Source organism: Pseudomonas sp. B19125 (genome assembly GCF_044218855.1).
Taxonomy (GTDB): domain Bacteria; phylum Pseudomonadota; class Gammaproteobacteria; order Pseudomonadales; family Pseudomonadaceae; genus Aquipseudomonas; species Aquipseudomonas edaphica.
Genome location: NZ_CP162589.1, coordinates 1,288,870 through 1,305,123, shown reverse-complemented (window position 1 = coordinate 1,305,123; position 16,254 = coordinate 1,288,870). Strand labels below are relative to the sequence as shown.

At 61.3% G+C, this 16,254-nt stretch carries 17 protein-coding genes; 6 read left to right on the top strand and 11 right to left on the bottom strand.

Annotated elements, in window-relative coordinates; all coding sequences use genetic code 11:
* Window positions 1–56: 56 nt before the first annotated feature.
* The 3 genes from AB4P96_RS05935 to AB4P96_RS05925 are packed head-to-tail and all read right to left on the bottom strand — an operon-like array spanning window position 57 to window position 2,118.
* Entirely contained in the window at window positions 57–644 is a 588-nt protein-coding gene (locus AB4P96_RS05935) for an HAD family hydrolase (protein WP_017139337.1), read from the bottom strand.
* Window positions 641–1,510 (bottom strand): acyl-CoA thioesterase II, encoded by an 870-nt coding sequence (gene tesB / locus AB4P96_RS05930; RefSeq protein WP_017139338.1) that lies wholly within the window; start codon window positions 1,508–1,510, stop codon window positions 641–643. The genes AB4P96_RS05935 and tesB overlap by 4 nt, the downstream gene beginning before the upstream one ends.
* A 38-nt stretch (window positions 1,511–1,548) precedes the next feature.
* The gene (locus AB4P96_RS05925; RefSeq protein ID WP_017139339.1) at window positions 1,549–2,118 is read right to left on the bottom strand and encodes a GNAT family N-acetyltransferase; all 570 of its coding nucleotides are present in this window, start codon (window positions 2,116–2,118) and stop codon (window positions 1,549–1,551) included.
* A 76-nt stretch (window positions 2,119–2,194) separates the two neighbouring features.
* Here AB4P96_RS05925 and AB4P96_RS05920 point away from each other — a divergent pair, with 76 nt between their 5' ends.
* The gene (locus tag AB4P96_RS05920) at window positions 2,195–3,115 is read left to right on the top strand and encodes a histone deacetylase (protein WP_099547605.1); all 921 of its coding nucleotides are present in this window, start codon (window positions 2,195–2,197) and stop codon (window positions 3,113–3,115) included.
* A 171-nt stretch (window positions 3,116–3,286) separates the two neighbouring features.
* Window positions 3,287–4,513, top strand: coding sequence for a TIGR03862 family flavoprotein (locus AB4P96_RS05915; protein ID WP_395600603.1), 1,227 nt, complete (start codon window positions 3,287–3,289; stop codon window positions 4,511–4,513).
* Window positions 4,514–4,612: 99 nt separating this feature from the next.
* Here the strand turns inward: AB4P96_RS05915 and AB4P96_RS05910 are convergent, their stop codons facing one another.
* Window positions 4,613–5,950, bottom strand: coding sequence for a DEAD/DEAH box helicase (locus AB4P96_RS05910; RefSeq protein WP_169987354.1), 1,338 nt, complete (start codon window positions 5,948–5,950; stop codon window positions 4,613–4,615).
* A gap of 63 nt (window positions 5,951–6,013) precedes the next feature.
* Window positions 6,014–6,910 (bottom strand): drug/metabolite exporter YedA, encoded by an 897-nt coding sequence (gene yedA / locus AB4P96_RS05905; protein WP_099547604.1) that lies wholly within the window; start codon window positions 6,908–6,910, stop codon window positions 6,014–6,016.
* Between the two features lie 160 nt (window positions 6,911–7,070).
* Here yedA and AB4P96_RS05900 point away from each other — a divergent pair, with 160 nt between their 5' ends.
* A complete protein-coding gene (locus AB4P96_RS05900) occupies window positions 7,071–7,523 on the top strand; it encodes an Lrp/AsnC family transcriptional regulator (RefSeq protein ID WP_017139344.1) in 453 nt (150 codons plus the stop codon).
* 237 nt (window positions 7,524–7,760) lie between these two features.
* Here AB4P96_RS05900 and AB4P96_RS05895 read toward each other — a convergent pair whose 3' ends face one another.
* Together AB4P96_RS05895 and AB4P96_RS05890 are read right to left on the bottom strand one after the other, a co-directional pair.
* Window positions 7,761–8,024: a hypothetical protein gene (locus AB4P96_RS05895; RefSeq protein ID WP_017139345.1), complete on the bottom strand. Its 264-nt coding sequence runs from the start codon at window positions 8,022–8,024 to the stop codon at window positions 7,761–7,763.
* Complete coding sequence (locus AB4P96_RS05890) at window positions 8,014–8,580, bottom strand: hypothetical protein (protein WP_017139346.1); 567 nt, start codon at window positions 8,578–8,580, stop codon at window positions 8,014–8,016. Before AB4P96_RS05890 ends, AB4P96_RS05895 begins: the two co-directional genes overlap by 11 nt.
* Before the next feature lie 485 nt (window positions 8,581–9,065).
* Here AB4P96_RS05890 and AB4P96_RS05885 point away from each other — a divergent pair, with 485 nt between their 5' ends.
* Complete coding sequence (locus AB4P96_RS05885; RefSeq protein ID WP_017139347.1) at window positions 9,066–9,374, top strand: DUF3077 domain-containing protein; 309 nt, start codon at window positions 9,066–9,068, stop codon at window positions 9,372–9,374.
* A 61-nt stretch (window positions 9,375–9,435) separates the two neighbouring features.
* On the opposite strand, the gene AB4P96_RS05880 is transcribed toward AB4P96_RS05885, so the two are convergent.
* From AB4P96_RS05880 to AB4P96_RS05870, 3 genes are all read right to left on the bottom strand, one after another.
* Window positions 9,436–10,047, bottom strand: a complete 612-nt coding sequence (locus AB4P96_RS05880; RefSeq protein WP_017139348.1) for a PolC-type DNA polymerase III — start codon at window positions 10,045–10,047, stop codon at window positions 9,436–9,438.
* Window positions 10,048–10,089: 42 nt separating this feature from the next.
* Window positions 10,090–10,566 (bottom strand): NYN domain-containing protein, encoded by a 477-nt coding sequence (locus AB4P96_RS05875; RefSeq protein ID WP_017139349.1) that lies wholly within the window; start codon window positions 10,564–10,566, stop codon window positions 10,090–10,092.
* Window positions 10,567–10,684: 118 nt separating this feature from the next.
* Window positions 10,685–11,455, bottom strand: a complete 771-nt coding sequence (locus tag AB4P96_RS05870; protein WP_099547599.1) for a DUF2076 domain-containing protein — start codon at window positions 11,453–11,455, stop codon at window positions 10,685–10,687.
* A gap of 180 nt (window positions 11,456–11,635) precedes the next feature.
* Here AB4P96_RS05870 and AB4P96_RS05865 point away from each other — a divergent pair, with 180 nt between their 5' ends.
* Both AB4P96_RS05865 and AB4P96_RS05860 read left to right on the top strand, forming a co-directional pair.
* Entirely contained in the window at window positions 11,636–12,295 is a 660-nt protein-coding gene (locus AB4P96_RS05865) for a YciC family protein (RefSeq protein ID WP_026013864.1), read from the top strand.
* 41 nt (window positions 12,296–12,336) lie between these two features.
* Window positions 12,337–13,425: an endonuclease/exonuclease/phosphatase family protein gene (locus tag AB4P96_RS05860; protein WP_017139352.1), complete on the top strand. Its 1,089-nt coding sequence runs from the start codon at window positions 12,337–12,339 to the stop codon at window positions 13,423–13,425.
* 138 nt (window positions 13,426–13,563) lie between these two features.
* Here AB4P96_RS05860 and hrpB read toward each other — a convergent pair whose 3' ends face one another.
* The gene (hrpB, locus tag AB4P96_RS05855) at window positions 13,564–16,071 is read right to left on the bottom strand and encodes an ATP-dependent helicase HrpB (protein WP_395600602.1); all 2,508 of its coding nucleotides are present in this window, start codon (window positions 16,069–16,071) and stop codon (window positions 13,564–13,566) included.
* Between the last annotated feature and the right edge of the window lie 183 nt (window positions 16,072–16,254).

Here is a 16,254-nt window from a genome sequence, read left to right as displayed (position 1 = left end):
CAAGCCAGCTCCCACACAAGCTCAACTGCCACACAAGCCCGACCAAGGTGCCTGGGTTAGAGCATTCGGCGCAACGCCGCGCAATCCTCAGCATGCCAATCCGCCAATTCCGGCCACGGGTTCTCGGGCAGATTAACCAATACCGTCCTGGTCCCCGCCGCCCGGCCACAAACCAGGTCAAAGCGGTAATCCCCAACCATCACCATCGCGCTCGGCGCTACCTTCCAGGCAGTCGCCAGTTTCAGCAACCCACCCGGATCCGGCTTGGGCGGCGCATCATCACGCCCCAGCACATCCTCGACGGCAAAGCAGTCCGCCAGGCCAATCGCTTCAAGGGTGATATGCGCCAACTCGCGCGCATTGCGCGTCAGGATGCCCAGGCGATAACCCCGCCCGGCCAGCTCGCGCACCAGCTGCACCGCGCCAACAGCAGCAACCGACCCCACAGCCAGCTCGCGCTCGTGCTCAAGCAACCAGGCATGCTTGGCCGCCGCCACATCCGCAGGCAATGCCGCCAGGTGCGTGAGAATGTCGTCTTCAGGTGGAATATCGAGCGCCACGCGAATCGCCACAAAATCATGCACGGCCACCGTGAGGGTGCCGTCCATGTCAAAAACCCAGTGCTTAACGTCCGACAGGCTCATGCCCAATCCTTGCGATGGCGAATCAGCCCTTCCTGGGTCACCGAAGCCACCAGTTGCCCGGCGCGGTTGTACACGCTGCCACGGGAGAAACCCCGTGAGTTACCGGCCCACGGGCTGTCCATCGCATACAAAAGCCAGTCATCGGCGCGCAGGTCGGCGTGGAACCACAGCGCATGGTCAAGGCTGGCGACCTGCATGTCTTTCTGCCAAACCGTCTTGCCGTGGGGCAGCAGCGAGGTCGTCAGCAAGCCGAAATCCGAAGCATAGGCCAGCAGGTATTTATGCAGCGCCGGCGAATCGGCCAATGCGCCGTCCGCACGAAACCACACGTACTTGACCGGGTCGGACGGCTGCGGGTTGAACGGGTCTTTTTCGGTCACCGGGCGCACTTCGATCGGCTTGGGGCACAGCAGCTTGTCGCGCATGTGTTCGGGGATCAGGTGCGCGCGTTGCTTGGTCAGCTCCAGCTCCGACGGCAGGTTTTCCGGGCCGACGACCACGGGCATGGTGGTCTGGTGCTCGAAGCCTTCTTCGTCATACTGGAACGAGGTGGTGCAGGTGAAAATCGGGTTGCCCTTCTGGATCGCCGTGACGCGGCGCGTGCTGAAACTGCCGCCATCGCGCACGCGGTCCACCGAATACACCACTGGCAGTGCAGCATCGCCAGGGCGCAGGAAATAGCCATGCAGGGAATGCACGTGACGCGCTTCTTCTACGGTCTGGCTGGCGGCCGACAGCGACTGGCCCAGCACTTGGCCGCCGAACAGTTGGCGAAAGCCCAGGTCCTGGCTGCGGCCGCGAAAGAGATTTTCCTCGATCGGTTCCAGGGTCAGCAAGTCCACCAGATCTTCCAATACTTGGCTCATAGAGCAACTCCTACAATCAATAGGGCATTCCGGGCTGCTTATCCGTGCAGCGTGTCCAACCATTGGGCGCGGGTGATGCGGTACAACACATGATGGCGCAGCGGGTCATCGGCTGCGACCTTGGGGTGTTCAAAATCTGCCTGCGGATCGTAATGCATACCGATGGCCTGCATGACTTTTTGTGATGGCAGATTGGATTCGGTGGTGAAGGCGAGGATTTCGTCCAGCTGCAGCCGGTCGAAACCACAGCGCAGCGCGGTCCACGCCGCTTCACTGGCATAACCCAGGCCCCAATGCTCGTGGGCCAGGCGCCAGCCAATTTCTACCGCTGGGGTAAAGTTGGCCTCGAAGTTGACGTTTAGCAGCCCGGTCAGGCCGATAAATTCGCCGGTATCCTTACGCTGCAAGGCCCAAAGGCCAAAGCCATATTCGGCAAAATGCCCGCGAATACGGCCGATCAGCGCGGCGCTTTCCAGGTGGCTCAGCTTGGCCGGGAAATAGCGCATTACCTGCGGGTCGGCGCACATGCGTGCAAATTCCGTCAGGTCGCTGTCACGCCATTGGCGCAGCACCAGCCGTGCGCTTTCCAATTCCAGTATCGGCTCCATGGGTCCCCCTCCCTTGCCATGTGCGTGAGTGTACAGCGCTGGTAAGATCCGTCGCAGGTTCCCGTCAGAAAATCCCATGCCTTTGCCATTGATCTACCACGATGACTACAGCCCTGAGTTCCCGGCGGACCACCGGTTCCCCATGGACAAGTTCCGCCTGTTGCGTGACCACCTGGTGAGCAGCGGCCTGACCCAGGACAGCCACTTGCTGCGACCCGAGGTCTGCCCCGCCGAGATTCTGGCCCTGGCCCATGAACCTGGGTATATCGAGCGCTACATGAGCGGTGAGCTGTCCCGCGAAGACCAACGCCGCCTCGGCCTGCCCTGGAACGAAGCCCTGGCGCGGCGCACCGTGCGTGCAGTTGGCGGCTCAATTCTCGCAGCAGAAAAAGCCCTGGAACACGGCCTGGCCTGCCACCTGGCGGGCGGCACGCACCACGCCCATTACGACTACCCGGCGGGCTTTTGCATCTTCAATGACCTGGCGGTGATCAGCCATTACCTGCTGGCCAGCGGGCGGGTCAACCGCGTGCTGATCTTCGACTGCGACGTGCATCAGGGCGACGGCACTGCGCGCATCCTCCATGACACACCGGACGCCATCACCGTGTCGCTGCACTGCGAAAAGAACTTCCCGGCGCGCAAGGCCCAGAGCGACTGGGACATCCCGCTGCCCATGGGCATGGGCGATGCCGACTACCTCAAGGTGGTCGACGACGCGCTCAACTACCTGTTGCCGCTGTACCAGCCCGACCTGGTGCTGTACGACGCCGGGGTGGACGTGCACAAGGACGACGCCCTCGGTTACCTCAAACTGACAGACGCAGGCGTGGCCGCCCGCGATGAAAGCGTGATGCGCCATTGCCTGGGCCGCGACATTCCAGTGATGGGCGTGATCGGCGGCGGCTACAGCAAAGACCGCCCGGCCCTGGCCCGCCGCCACGGCATCCTGCACCACAGCGCACAACGGGTGTGGGCGTCATCAGGTTGTCATTGAGTTGTGGGCGTTACCCACAATGCCTGTGGAACGGCCTGTGGATAACTTGAGCGTAAGGGTCTGAAAGCCGGCAGCCGTATGGCGTGTAGGAAAGTGTACGTTTTTTGATCAGGCAGCTACGCCGTCGTCGGGTAGAATGCTCGGCCTATTCAAGCGACCGTAGCCCTGCCCATGCCCCAGACCCCTTCCCAACACGTCACTATTATCGGCGGCGGCCCTGCCGGGTTGATGGCCGCGGAAGTCTTGAGCCAGGCGGGCGTGCGGGTAGACGTGTACGACGGCATGCCTTCAGTGGGGCGCAAGTTCCTGCTGGCCGGCGTGGGCGGCATGAACATCACCCACTCCGAGGCGTACCCGGCGTTCCTGTCGCGTTACGCCGAACACGCGCCGCACATGGCGCCGTTGTTGCGCGCGTTTGGCGCAGAGGCTTTGTGCGAGTGGATTCATGGCCTGGGTATCGAGACCTTTGTCGGCACCTCCGGCCGTGTATTCCCCACCGACATGAAAGCCGCCCCACTGCTGCGCGCCTGGCTCAAGCGCCTGCGCGACCAGGGCGTGGTTATCCACACCCGGCATCGCTGGCTGGGCTGGACCGACGACGGCGGTTTACTTATCCACAGCCCGGACGGCGATAAAACTGTCCACAGCGACGCGGTGTTGCTGGCCTTGGGTGGCGGCAGCTGGTCGCGTTTGGGCTCCGACGGTGCCTGGCTCAAGTTGCTGGAAGATAAAGGCGTGCCCTACGCCGCGCTACAACCGAGCAATTGCGGCTTCGAAGTGTCGGGCTGGAGCGAGTTGATGGTCAGCAAATTCGCGGGCGCGCCGCTGAAGAACGTCGCCATCGGCCTTGGGGAGGACAAGCCTCGACTGGGCGAATGCGTCGTCACCGCCATGGGCATCGAGGGCAGTTTGATCTACGCGCTGTCGGCGCCGATTCGCGAAGCGATCAACCGTGACGGCTCAGCCACTGTGCATATTGATCTGTTGCCGAGCAAGCCGCTGGACAAGGTGCAAGCCGCCTTGGCCAAGCCCCGTGGCTCGCGCTCGATGAGCAAGCATTTGCACAGTCAGTTGGGGCTTGATGGCGTGAAGGCGGCGCTGTTGCGTGAACTGGCGCCAGCTGAGCACTTCCATGATCCGGCGCAATTGGCGGTGGATATCAAGGCGTTGCCACTGACACTGGTAAAGACACGGCCGATGGATGAGGCGATCAGCACGGCGGGCGGCGTGCCGTTTGAAGCGCTGGATGAGCGGCTGATGCTCAAGCAATTGCCAGGCGTGTTCTGTGCGGGGGAGATGCTGGATTGGGAAGCGCCGACCGGCGGGTATTTGCTGACGGGGTGTTTTGCCAGTGGGCGAGCGGCTGGGCGTGGTGTGCTGGAGTGGCTTAAGCGCTGAGTTCAAGTCGCTATCGCAGGCAAGCCAGCTCCCACATTTTGAGCGGTGAACACCGTCAAATGTGGGAGCTGGCTTGCCTGCGATGAGGCCCTGACAGACTTACTTCTTCTTGCGCGGCCCAGTGTTGAACACCGGCACTTTACGCACTGGCTTGATCGACGGCTCAGCCGGCGCCACATCACCACTGTCCACCCACTTACCCAAATTACGCTTGCCGCCACCGCCGCCCGAAGTCTTAGGTTTCTTCGGCTTTTTCGGCTTCTTCACCACCTGCCCGCTAGCATCGGTGTCCGGCACGCGGTGCTCCGGTTCGAAATCCGGCTCCATCTTGCGGGTCAGGGTCTGACGTGTGAGCATCTCGATGGCCGACAGCATGTTCACTTCATCGGCACACACCAGCGAAATCGCCTCACCGGTGTTGCCCGCCCGGCCAGTACGGCCGATACGGTGGATGTAGTCTTCAGCCACGATCGGCAGGTCAAAGTTGACCACCAGCGGCAGGTCTTCAATGTCCAGACCACGGGCCGCCACGTCGGTGGCTACCAGAATTTGCACATCGCTGGACTTGAACCGGTCCAGCGCGCGTTGGCGGGTGGCTTGGGGTTTGTCGCCATGGATACCGTCGGCATTGATGCCCAGGCCCTGCAACTTGTCCACCAGCGCATCCACGCCGTTACGAGTCTTGGCAAACACCAGCACCTGCTTCCAACGGCCTTTGCGCATCAGGTGCACAAACAGCTCCGGCTTGCGCTTCTTGTCCACCGGCACCACCCACTGCTTCACGGTGCTGGCGGCGACGTTGCGCGGGCTCACTTCAATGCTCAGCGGGTCATTGAGCATCTGCCCGGCCAGCAGGCGGATCTCATCGGAGAAGGTCGCGGAGAACAGCAAGGTCTGGCGCTTTTTTGGCAACATGCGGTAGATGTTCGCCAGCTCTTCGGAGAAGCCCAGGTCGAGCATGCGGTCGGCTTCATCCAATACCAGGGTTTGCAGCTGGTTGAGCTTCAGCGCGTTCTGGCGGAACAGGTCGATCAGGCGGCCAGGCGTGGCCACCAGGATGTCGACGCCCTTGCGCAGTTTCATCATCTGCGGGTTGATGCTCACGCCGCCGTACACCGCGTAAGTGGTCAGCGGCAGGTGCTGCGCGTACTCGGCGACGCTGGCGTGAACCTGCTCGGCCAGCTCACGGGTCGGGCACAGGATCAGCGCACGCGCCGAGTTGGCGGCGACTTTCGGCCCTTCCATGGTCAGCAATTGCAGGAGCGGCAGGGCGAAACCCGCGGTTTTGCCGGTGCCGGTCTGGGCCGCGGCCATCAGGTCGCGACCGGCCAACACCGCCGGAATGGCTTGCGCCTGCACCGGCGTCGGGGTCTGGTAGCCAAGCGTCTCAAGGGCGCGCAGCAAGGGTTCGATCAGGCCAAGTGTGGCGAAAGTCATGTGTTTACCGTAGGGAAAGTTCAGCGCCATAAGCGGGTAAAAAAAGCCGTAATGCGCCGCAGTTTACCTTATTTCCGGCCTGGGCTTGCGCCACTGGGGCAGGCTGATCAATAGCACCGCGCTGATGATCACCAGCATCGCCAGGGCTTCTTCCATGCCGATGGTCTCACCGACGAACACAATGCCCAGTAACACTGCGACGGCCGGGTTCACATAGGCATAGCTGGTCGCCGCCGCCGGGCGCACGTGCTTGAGCAGGTACATATAGGCATTGAAGGCGATGATCGAGCCGAACACGGCCAAGTACGCCAACGCCAGCCAGCCTTCAATCGGCGGCACAGCCTGCAGCCGTTCGCCGGAGAGCGCACTGCCCACCAACAGCAAGGCACCGGCGACGATCATTTCCGCCGCACTGGCCATCGCGCCGGCAGGTAACGGCAAGTGCCTGCTCCACACCGAGCCAAAAGCCCAGGAGGCAGCGGCGAACAGCAACAACATCGCCCCGGTCGGGCTCGACTGCAGGTTGGAACCCATATTGAGCATGGCAATGCCGATAATCCCCAGCACCACCCCGGCCCATTCCAGGCGGGTATTACGCGCGCCCCAGAAATAGCCGCACAGCAACGTGAACAATGGCACCGTCGCCACCGCCAATGCAGCCACACCTGAAGTAACCCCCGTGTGCTCAGCCACCGACACCGCGCCATTGCCGAAGGTCAGCAGCAAAATGCCGATCTTGGCCGCAGCCTTCCACTGCACCCACGTCGGCGCAGGTGCCCCGCGCCAGCGCAAAAAGCCATACATCACCAAACCCGCCACCAAAAAGCGAATCCCGCCGAGCATCAGCGGCGGCCAGTATTCAACGCCGATTCGAATCACCAGGTAGGTAGAACCCCAAATCACATACAGCGCAAAAAAAGCGGCGATCAGCGGTAACGGAAAGCGACGTGGGCCAGGCATTGGGCGGCTCTATGGCAGGAGAGGGGAGGCTTATTCTAAAAAGGCAGCACGCTAAACATAAGTTACAAAACCTGTTTAAAGCGCCCATACACTTTTCAAAGCATGGTTGTGAAGGCTATAAACCGTGCTTTCGAAAGCCACGCGTTACTGGAGCCTTATCATGGACAAATACGACCGCATGCTCCTCAGCGCCCTGCTCGAAGACGGCCGCGCGTCCTACGCGCAATTGGCCCGCACAGTTAACCTCTCCGCGCCCGCCGTGGCCGAGCGCGTGGCCAAACTTGAGGCCAGCGGCGTGATCACCGGGTATCAGGCCAAGGTAGACCTGTCCAAAATCGGCTTACCCATCCAATGCACGATCGAATTGCGCTTGACCAACAACGGCAGCCAGAAGGTCTACGACGCCCTCGCTGAAATCCCCGAACTGACTGAATGCCATCGGGTCACGGGCGACCCATGCGTGATCATGCAAGCGGCGGTGGGTTCGATGCCGGAGCTGGAGAATTTGATTAACCGCGTGGCGAAGTTCGGGTTCAGCAAGACCTCGATTATTTTGTCGAGTGCGATAGAACGGCGGGTGCCGTTGGGGCAGTTGGAGGGAAAAACCACCTGACACCGATCGCTCCCACGCTCTGCGTGGAAATGCAGCCCAGGACGCTCTGCGTCCGCTCTTGAAGTCGTGACGCAGAGCGTCACCGGAGGCATTCCCACGCGGAGCGTGGGAACGAGCAAAAAGTGGTGGCTGATATACCGCCATCGCAGGCAAGCCAGCTCCCACATTTGACCGAGTCGCCAGGGCTGGATGCGATCTACTGTGGGAGCTGGCTTGCCTGCGATGGCGTCAGTTGCTTCACCGAAGGCTTGAGCGCTGAACAATCAGATCGACAATCTGCTTAATGGTCGTAATGTGATCCCAGTCTTCCTGAGTCGCTTGCAGGTTGAATTGCCACTTAATCTGCATAACGAAGCAGGTCAGGTCGTCATCAATGATCTTGAAGTCATGGATGAAATCCGTTTGCTCGGTCACCTGGCTTCGGTCGATAAAGCCGATGATATCGACGAACAGCTGAATCACTTTTTCGCTTATCTCGGTTCGGGTCAGACTACCTTCCATTTCTCGCCTCATAGGCACACTTACCAATACTGATCAGGTCAAAAATAGCCAACCCTGCAGCAACGAAGGGAATGCCCCGCCCAATAATGCCAAATACTCGAACGGTGCCGAACGTTGCTTTTGCCATCTTGGCCGCTGTCGGTTGCCGGATCAATGTTCGAGGGAAAAAGCGCATTCCAATGAGGCTAGCCAAATTTGTCGTTTTGCTTGAGCCGACGTGGACCCAAGTCCCCACGGCGATTTTGCTGATCGGTATGCCTGCCGCGCCAGTGAGAACCGTTGCCGCCGTCAGGCCGTAGTGTTGCTGCGTGCATTTCCACAGGTCGTCAACAGTGGTGTCAGGCGCCGTTGATTCCGCCTGAATGGGCCGGAGCAACGTGTAACTGGCACCATGAGTCCATCCTGGCGAGTTAGGTAAAACCATGACTGCCGGGCAGCTTGTCATCATGTTTCCCAAATGAAACGTCATGCTGGACGTCGAGCCGAAATCGACGCCATTGCGCTGGAGTTCAGACTGGCTTCGCATGATTGCTGTGTAGAGGTCGCTTTCCTGCATGACGTAGTCCCTTTACGTAAATAGCAGGCGAGATGTTAAGTCGCAAACCGGAGCGATTGGCGGGCGAAGGGAAAAACCAGAAAGGTCCGACGACGCAATAGGGCTTCCCCTACTTACCATTCAGAAAGAATGAAGAAAGCCCTAAAAACAGCTGATGTTTTGGTGGCCAGCAGGACCGATCCCTTTCATTTGCGGGACGTTTCCTAGAGAATTCCACGGCCTTGTTTCCGTCGGTTCAGGTAGCTAGTCTCGCTCTGTCATCGAATGTTCGGTGACTGGACGTGCAAGTCCGACGACGGTAATACGCATCAGCCTTAACTCTCAACGTCTGTATTTCAGGCATTGATTCGTTATGGCAGTTGTACGCGGGAGATCTTCGGATCTACCGGACTCCGTCACGGTCTTGCACACCCGCGTACTGCTGCCACCCTAATTCGTGTGCGAGCGAACGGTTGCAGCTTCTTAACTGACGGAGAAGCTACATCATGGTCAAAGTAACCCCCGATCCACCCAGCTCCAAGCCAGACTTCCTCAGCGAAGACGCCCTCCTCAACCGCCGAGCCATCGACTACTACCTCAAAGCATCCGCCCCGGACGCGCCCAATTTTGTACTCAATGACAACCTGAGCTTCGAAGACGCCCTCGCCCATGCGGCCGACTTGCTGCATTGCGCGGTGGAGACGGTGAATGTGTCGGGTGAAACGCTCAGCACCCAGCAGCGGGCGGTGATGCATTTGGTGGGGATGGCCAAAGGTGTGGTGGATCGGGCGTTGGAGTGTGTGCAGCCTCGATGAGCACCGCATAACCCCTGTGGGAGCTGGCTTGCCTGCTCCCACATTTTGATCTGCGCTTGAGTTAGAACCCGCGGTGTTTCTTCAGGTGTTCGTTGATCTTCGCCGCCGGCACTTTTTGCAGGGTACACAGCAAATCGTGGGACAGTTCGCGCAAGCCGTGGGTGCCGCGCAGTTCCTGGGCCAGGTGCGCGGTGAGGTTGGCGGCCATCTCCGCATCCGCCATCGCTCGGTGAGCCTTGCCGGTGTGGGGCAGTTGGGCGAGCGCGTTCAGCGTGCCGAGCTTGTGGTTGGGCGCAGTCGGCATCAGGCGGCGGGCCAGCAGCAGCGAGCAGGCGAATTTTTGCAGGCGGGTGCGACGGATCAGGCCCAGTTCAAAGTCCCAGAACCTCTGGTCGAACGCGGCGTTGTGCGCCAGCAGTGGCGTGGTACCGACAAATTCATTCACTTCATTCATCACCCGCTCAGCCGGTGGCGCGCTGCGCAGCATGGCGTTGCTGATGCCGGTGAGTTGCTCGATAAAACCCGGCACGCGTACGCCGGCATTCATCAGGCTCTGGTAGCGATCCACGATTTGGCCGCGCTCGAGGATAACCACCGCGATTTCCGTGGCCCGGCAGTGGCTGCTCGGGGTGATGCCGGTGGTTTCAAAGTCGATGACCGCTATACGTTCCAAACCTGTTCCAACTCCGTCTAACTATTGATTAAGCCTGAGCGCTTACTTAAGCAGCAGCGCGCCTTCGATGGGCACGTAGCGGCTGGCGGCGCGTATCAGCGAGTTGGCCGTCAGCCCCGGCACGCCGTAGGCCACGGCTTCAACGCCGTGCTTTTGGATGATGCGTTCGAGCAGCATGTCGAAATCACCGTCGCCGGAAGCCAGTACCACTTCGTCAACGTGGTCGGCGGCGTCCATGATATCGAGGGTGATACCCACGTCCCAGTCGCCTTTGGCCGAACCGTCGGCGCGCTGGATGTAGGGTTTGAGTTTTACCGTAAAGCCCAGGTTGCGCAGGATCTGCTGGAATTGCTGCTGCTTGCTGTCGCCACGGTCGATGGCATAGGCATACGCCTCGACGATCTGCCCGCGCGAGCTGATGTCCGCCCACAGCGCCGCATAGTTGAAGTGGCAGCCATACGCCTGGCGCACGGTGTAGTAGAGGTTTTGTACATCGGCGAACACTGCAATTTTTTTCACCGCACTTCCTCATGACAGCCAGGCGCCAAGGCCCGGAAAGGCTGCCAGTATGACAGCCATGGGAAAGTTTCAGCGAAAAATCAGCCCGGGGCGACGAAGCGCCCCGGTTGAAGGTGGGTCAGACGAAGGAGTCGTCGTCGCCGAAGGAGGAGGAATCGTCGGAGTAGTCGCTGTCTGCGAAGCTGTCGGATGAGTTGTCATTGCCCCAGCTGTCATTGCCGGCAAACTTCTGGTCGTCATTGCCCCAGTTGCCGTTGTCGCTGGCCGGTGCCGGTTCTTCGCGGATGATTTCTTCCACCACCTGCGGCTGCTGCGAGTTGTGGCTGAACAGGCTGCTGATGCCTTCGGCCAACATCACACCACCGGCCACACCGGCGGCGGTTTTCAACGCGCCACCGAGGAAACCACTGCCGATAGGCGCGGCCGGTGCTTGCTGTGGCTGTTGATAGTTTTGCTGCGGGGCACCGTAGTTCTGTTGCGGTGCAGGCTGGCCGAACGATGGCCGCGCCGGTTCACGCCAGCCGCCGCCGGAAGAAGGCGGTGCGCTCTGTGCAGGCTGCGTGTCACGGGAGGCGCCACCGCCGAAGATACTCGACAGGAAGCCACCACTGCTCGGTGCCGGTTGCGCCGACTGCGCGCGGGCCTGTTGCAGCTCATCCTGCAATTGCTGGATCTGCTGCGCCTGTTGCTTGTTCTGCGCGTCGAGACTCTTGATCGCGTGCTCTTGCACCAGGATCGACTGGGTCATGTAGTACCCGGCGGCCGGTTGGCGAGTCATGTGCTCCTTGATCCGCGCTTCGGCCAGGGCGTCGCGGGGGGCTGAGTCCGTTTCGGCTTGTTGCAACCGTGAAAACAGTCCATCGATCAGGGTTTGCTCTTCGCTGTTCATGGCGACCTCGTTAGATTGCCGGTAGAAATCATGGGCCCGCCTGTGATCAGGTGAGCTACAGCTTAGTTATGGGGGTGTTACCAGACGTTTCAATGATCTTTACGCAAGGTTTACGTTTGCTTACCTCTCGTCATGATCGGTTAAAGTGTTGGCCTTGCTTTTAGGGCTGTGATGAACCTGATGAATCCGTTAGACGTATTGCGCGACTCCCTCCGTTTCACCCAACGCAACCTGGGCGCCATCGTCCAGCTGTGCCTGCCGTTGGTGATCCTCGAAGCCCTGCTGCAACAGGTGCTCGACCACACACTGGGCCCGGATGCGTTTCCCGGTTACAGCGTGGTCGTCGGGTTGTTGGTGTACCCGCTGTACACCGGCGCCTTGATCCTGTTTCTGGATGCGCGCACCCGTGGTGAGTCGCCCAGCACTAAAGATGTGTGGGCCATGGCCCTGGCCATGTGGCCGCGTTTCGCCCTGCTGACGGCGGTCAGTACCTTGTTGATTCTGCTGGGGCTGTCGCTGTACTTCCTGCCGGGCCTGTGGCTGATGGTGGTGCTGGCGTTTGCCGAGTACCTGCTGGTGTTGCGCGGCATGTCGGCGCTGGAGGCGATGAAGGAAAGTTTCCGCCTGACCCGTGGGCATTTCTGGCGAATCCTGGTGTGCCTGCTGTGCGTAATGACGCCGTTGTGGCTGCTAAAGGGCGCGAGCGTGGCGGTGTACCCCAACCCCGCGCCGCTGCTGGGCTTGTTGATCGACAGCGCCCACAGCTTCCTGCAACTGTTTACCAGCGTGGTACTTTTCCGTTTGTTTATGCTGATCGGTGGCGATGCCGACGCGCGGTGATATGCTCCGTGCCACCTCTGATAACGCTATAAGCCGAGCCAATGACCCGTTTATTGCGCATCACCCTGTTGAGCCTGTTGATCATCGCGGGCCTGCTCGCGGCCCTGATCTATAGCCTGACCTGGCGCCCCGTCGACAAGCAGACCCTGCCCGTCAGCTGCGTGGCGCCACGTGCGCCGACCCTGCTGCCGGGGCAGGCGCTCAAGGTCATGACCTGGAACGTGCAATACCTGGCCGGCAAGAACTATGTGTTCTGGTACGACAGCCCCGACGGCAAAGGCCCGGACGATCGACCCACTGTGGAAGACATGGCCTTCAGCCTGGACGAAGTGGCTCGCGTGATTCGCGACGAACAGCCCGACATCCTGTTGCTGCAGGAACTCGATGAAGGCGCCAAGTCCTCTCACTATCAGGACCAGGTGGCGTTGCTCCAGGAGCGCCTGGTCGACCTTTACCCCTGCAGCGCCCAGGCGTTCGACTGGAAAGCCGACTTTGTGCCCAACCTGCACATCTTCGGCAGCGTCGGCCGCAAGCTCGTCACGCTGAGCCGCTACCAGATCGAACACGCCGAACGCCTGCAATTGCCGGTGTCCCCGGCCAACTTCATCAGCCGCCAGTTCCAGCCTAAACCGGCGTTGCTGCTCACCTACCTGCCGCTGAGCGATGGTGGCCAACTGGCCGTGCTGAATACGCGCTTGGATGGCGATAAGCCTGGGCGTTCCGCCGTGCAGGAGCAGGTAAAAGCCACGGTAAAACTGCTGGACAAGTTCGAAGGCCGTGGCACGCCATGGTTGATTGGCGGGGATTTCAACCTGCTGCCGCTGGGGCAATTCCTGCGCCTGGATGCGGGCAAGCGCGGGCAGTATTCGCCGGACAGTGAGCTGCATTTGTTGTGGGATAAGTACCCGATGATCCCGAGTAACAGCGAATCCAGTGGGATTGACCGGGCGAAGTGGCTGACGCACTTCCCCAATGACCCGAGTGTGGATGGGCCGGATAGGACCTTGGATTATTTGTTCTACAGCCCAAGGATCAAGCGGGTGGAGGCCAAGGTGCGCCAAGACGACACACTGCGTATCTCCAACCACCTACCCGTGATCGCCCGGTTCCTGCTGCCGGCCGCGCAATAACCCACACCACAACACCCATGCGGGAGCGGGCTTTTGTGGGAGCTGGCTTGCCTGCGATAGCATCGCCTCGGTGAAAGGGACAGACCGAGTCGTCTGTATCGCAGGCAAGCCAGCTCCCACATTGGATCTTCACATCACCTACTTTCGGGGTTTGATCCGGGCGGTGGGTTCGGCCACCAAGGGGTCATCCGGCCAGTAATGCTTGGGGTATCTTCCCTTCAAATCCTTCTTCACCTCCGCATACGTACTGCGCCAGAAGTTCGCCAGATCCTGCGTCACCTGCACCGGCCGGCGTGCCGGGGACAGCAGGTGCAGCTTGACCACTTGGCGCCCACCGGCAATGCGCGGTGTGTCCGCCAGCCCGAACAATTCCTGCAGGCGCACCGCCAGAATCGGCGGCTGTTCGCTGTAGTCCAAGCGCACCGACGAACCCGATGGCACTTTCACATGCTGTGGCGCCAGCTCGTCCAGGCGCTGGGGCAGCGGCCAGGGCAGCAGGTTGTGCAGGAAGCTGGAAATATCCAAATTAGAAAAATGGCTCAGGCGCGAGACTTTGCCCAGATAAGGCATCAGCCAATGTTCCAAATCGGCCAGCAAGGCTTTGTCGCTGATATCCGGCCATTCGCTGGTTTTACCCGCATCCAGCTGGCGCAGCAGCATGACGCGCGCCTGCCACTGGCGCAGTTCGGGCGTCCACGGCAGCAGCTCCAGGCCTTTGCGGCGCACCAGGTTGACGAGTGCCTGGCTGCGCGCGGACTCATCCAGGCCGGTCAGCGGTTCACGGCTTAGTACCAGCTCACCGACTTTGCGCTGGCGTTCGGCCCGCAATACGCCTTCGCGTTCATCCCAGTCCAGTTGGTCGACGTTGCGCACTTGCTCGGCCAGCACGCTGTCGAACAGCGCCGGGTCAAAATCCGCCGCGAGGTAGATGCGCTCTTCGCGCTGGCCCTGGCGGCTGCCAAGGTCGGCGATCACCAGCCAAGGTTGTTTCATCAGGCTGTCGGCCTCGGCGAACAGCGCGGCGCGGCCATTGGCCAGGCGATATTCGGCGCCACCGGGGCGGCGTTGCTGAGCGACGCGGTCCGGATAAGCCAACGCCAACAAGGCGCCGAGCCAACGCGGGTGGTCAGGGTCGGCCACAGCTTGAGTCGGCTGGCCGCGCAAATAGCCCCGGTACTGACGGGCCAGTTGCTTGGCCCGCTGCACGCCGCCCTGGGTGCCACGCGCGCGTTCTTCGCCCGACATCAATGCCAGGCGGCTGTGCAAATCCGCGCCGCCGCCGCGCAAGATATCGCGCTCCCCCAATAAGGCCGCCACATCACAAGCGGTCGCGGCCAGCCCCAGGTCCTGGCCGCGCAGCAACAAGTGGGCGATGCGCGGGTGAGCGGGCAACTCCGCCATTTTCTGGCCATGGGCAGTGAGTGTGTCGTCGTTTAACGCGCCGAGGCGCACCAGCAAATCCTGGGCCTGGGCATATGCGGCGGTCGGCGGCACATCCAGCCACACCAGTTGCGTGGGCGTCACGCCCCAGCGCGCCAGTTGCAAGGCGAGGCCCGCCAGGTCGGCGGCGAGAATTTCCGCGCTGCCATAGGCGGCCAAACCTTCGTGCTGATCTTCAGACCACAGGCGATAACACACGCCCGGCTCCAGGCGCCCTGCCCGGCCGGCACGCTGGGTGGCACTGGCGCGGGAGATGCGTTGGGTGTCGAGGCGGGTCATGCCGCTGCCGGGGTCGAAACGCGGCACCCGCGCCAGCCCGGCGTCGATCACCACGCGCACGCCATTGATGGTCAGGCTGGTCTCGGCAATGTTGGTGGCCAGCACCACTTTGCGCTTGCCGACCGGTGCCGGGTCGATGGCGGCGCGCTGGGCGTTGAGGTCGAGTTCGCCATGCAGCGGGCACAGCAGCACATCAGGGCGATCACCCAAGGCGTCGGCCAGCTGTTGATTGACCCGGCGAATCTCGGCCTGCCCCGGCAGAAACACCAGAATACTGCCCGTTTGGTCCTGCACCGCGTCGAGGACGGTCTGCACCACGCGCGGCTCGATAAATTCACCGGCCTGGTACGGCCGCCCCCAGCGCATCTGCACCGGGAACATGCGCCCTTCGCTGCGCAGGATCGGCGCATCGTTCAGCAAGCCGGCCAGGCGCTCGCCTTCGAGGGTGGCGGACATCAGCAGGATTTTCAGCGGCTGTTCGTCGCGAAACAACTCGCGGCCGTTGAGGCTCAGGGCCAGTGCCAGATCGGCGTCGAGGCTGCGTTCGTGGAACTCGTCAAAAATCAGCAAACCCACGCCGTCCAGTGCCGGGTCGTCTTGCAGGCGGCGCGTGAGAATGCCTTCGGTGACCACTTCGATGCGGGTGTTGGGGCCGATTTTGCTGTCCAGGCGGATGCGGTAGCCGACGGTTTCACCGACTTTTTCACCCAGCTCACTGGCCAGGCGTTCGGCTGCCGCACGCGCAGCAAGGCGCCGAGGTTCGAGCATCAGGATGGTTTGCCCGGCCAGCCAAGGCTCATTCAATAAAGCCAACGGCACGCGGGTGGTTTTACCGGCACCGGGCGGCGCTTCCAGCACGGCCTCATGGCGATTCGCCAAGGCGTCACGCAGGGCGGGTAAAACATCATCAATCGGCAACGAATTCATACTGGCTCCAAAGCAGAGCGGCGAGTATAACGGCGAACGTTCGTCCTTAATTGGAATGCAGGCAAATGTGGGAGCTGGCTTGCCTGCGATAGCGGTGGGTCAGCCCGCCAATGTGGCACTGATACACCGCTATCGCAGGCAAGCCAGCTCCCACATTAGAGCGGCGTGGCTCGACAGAATTGT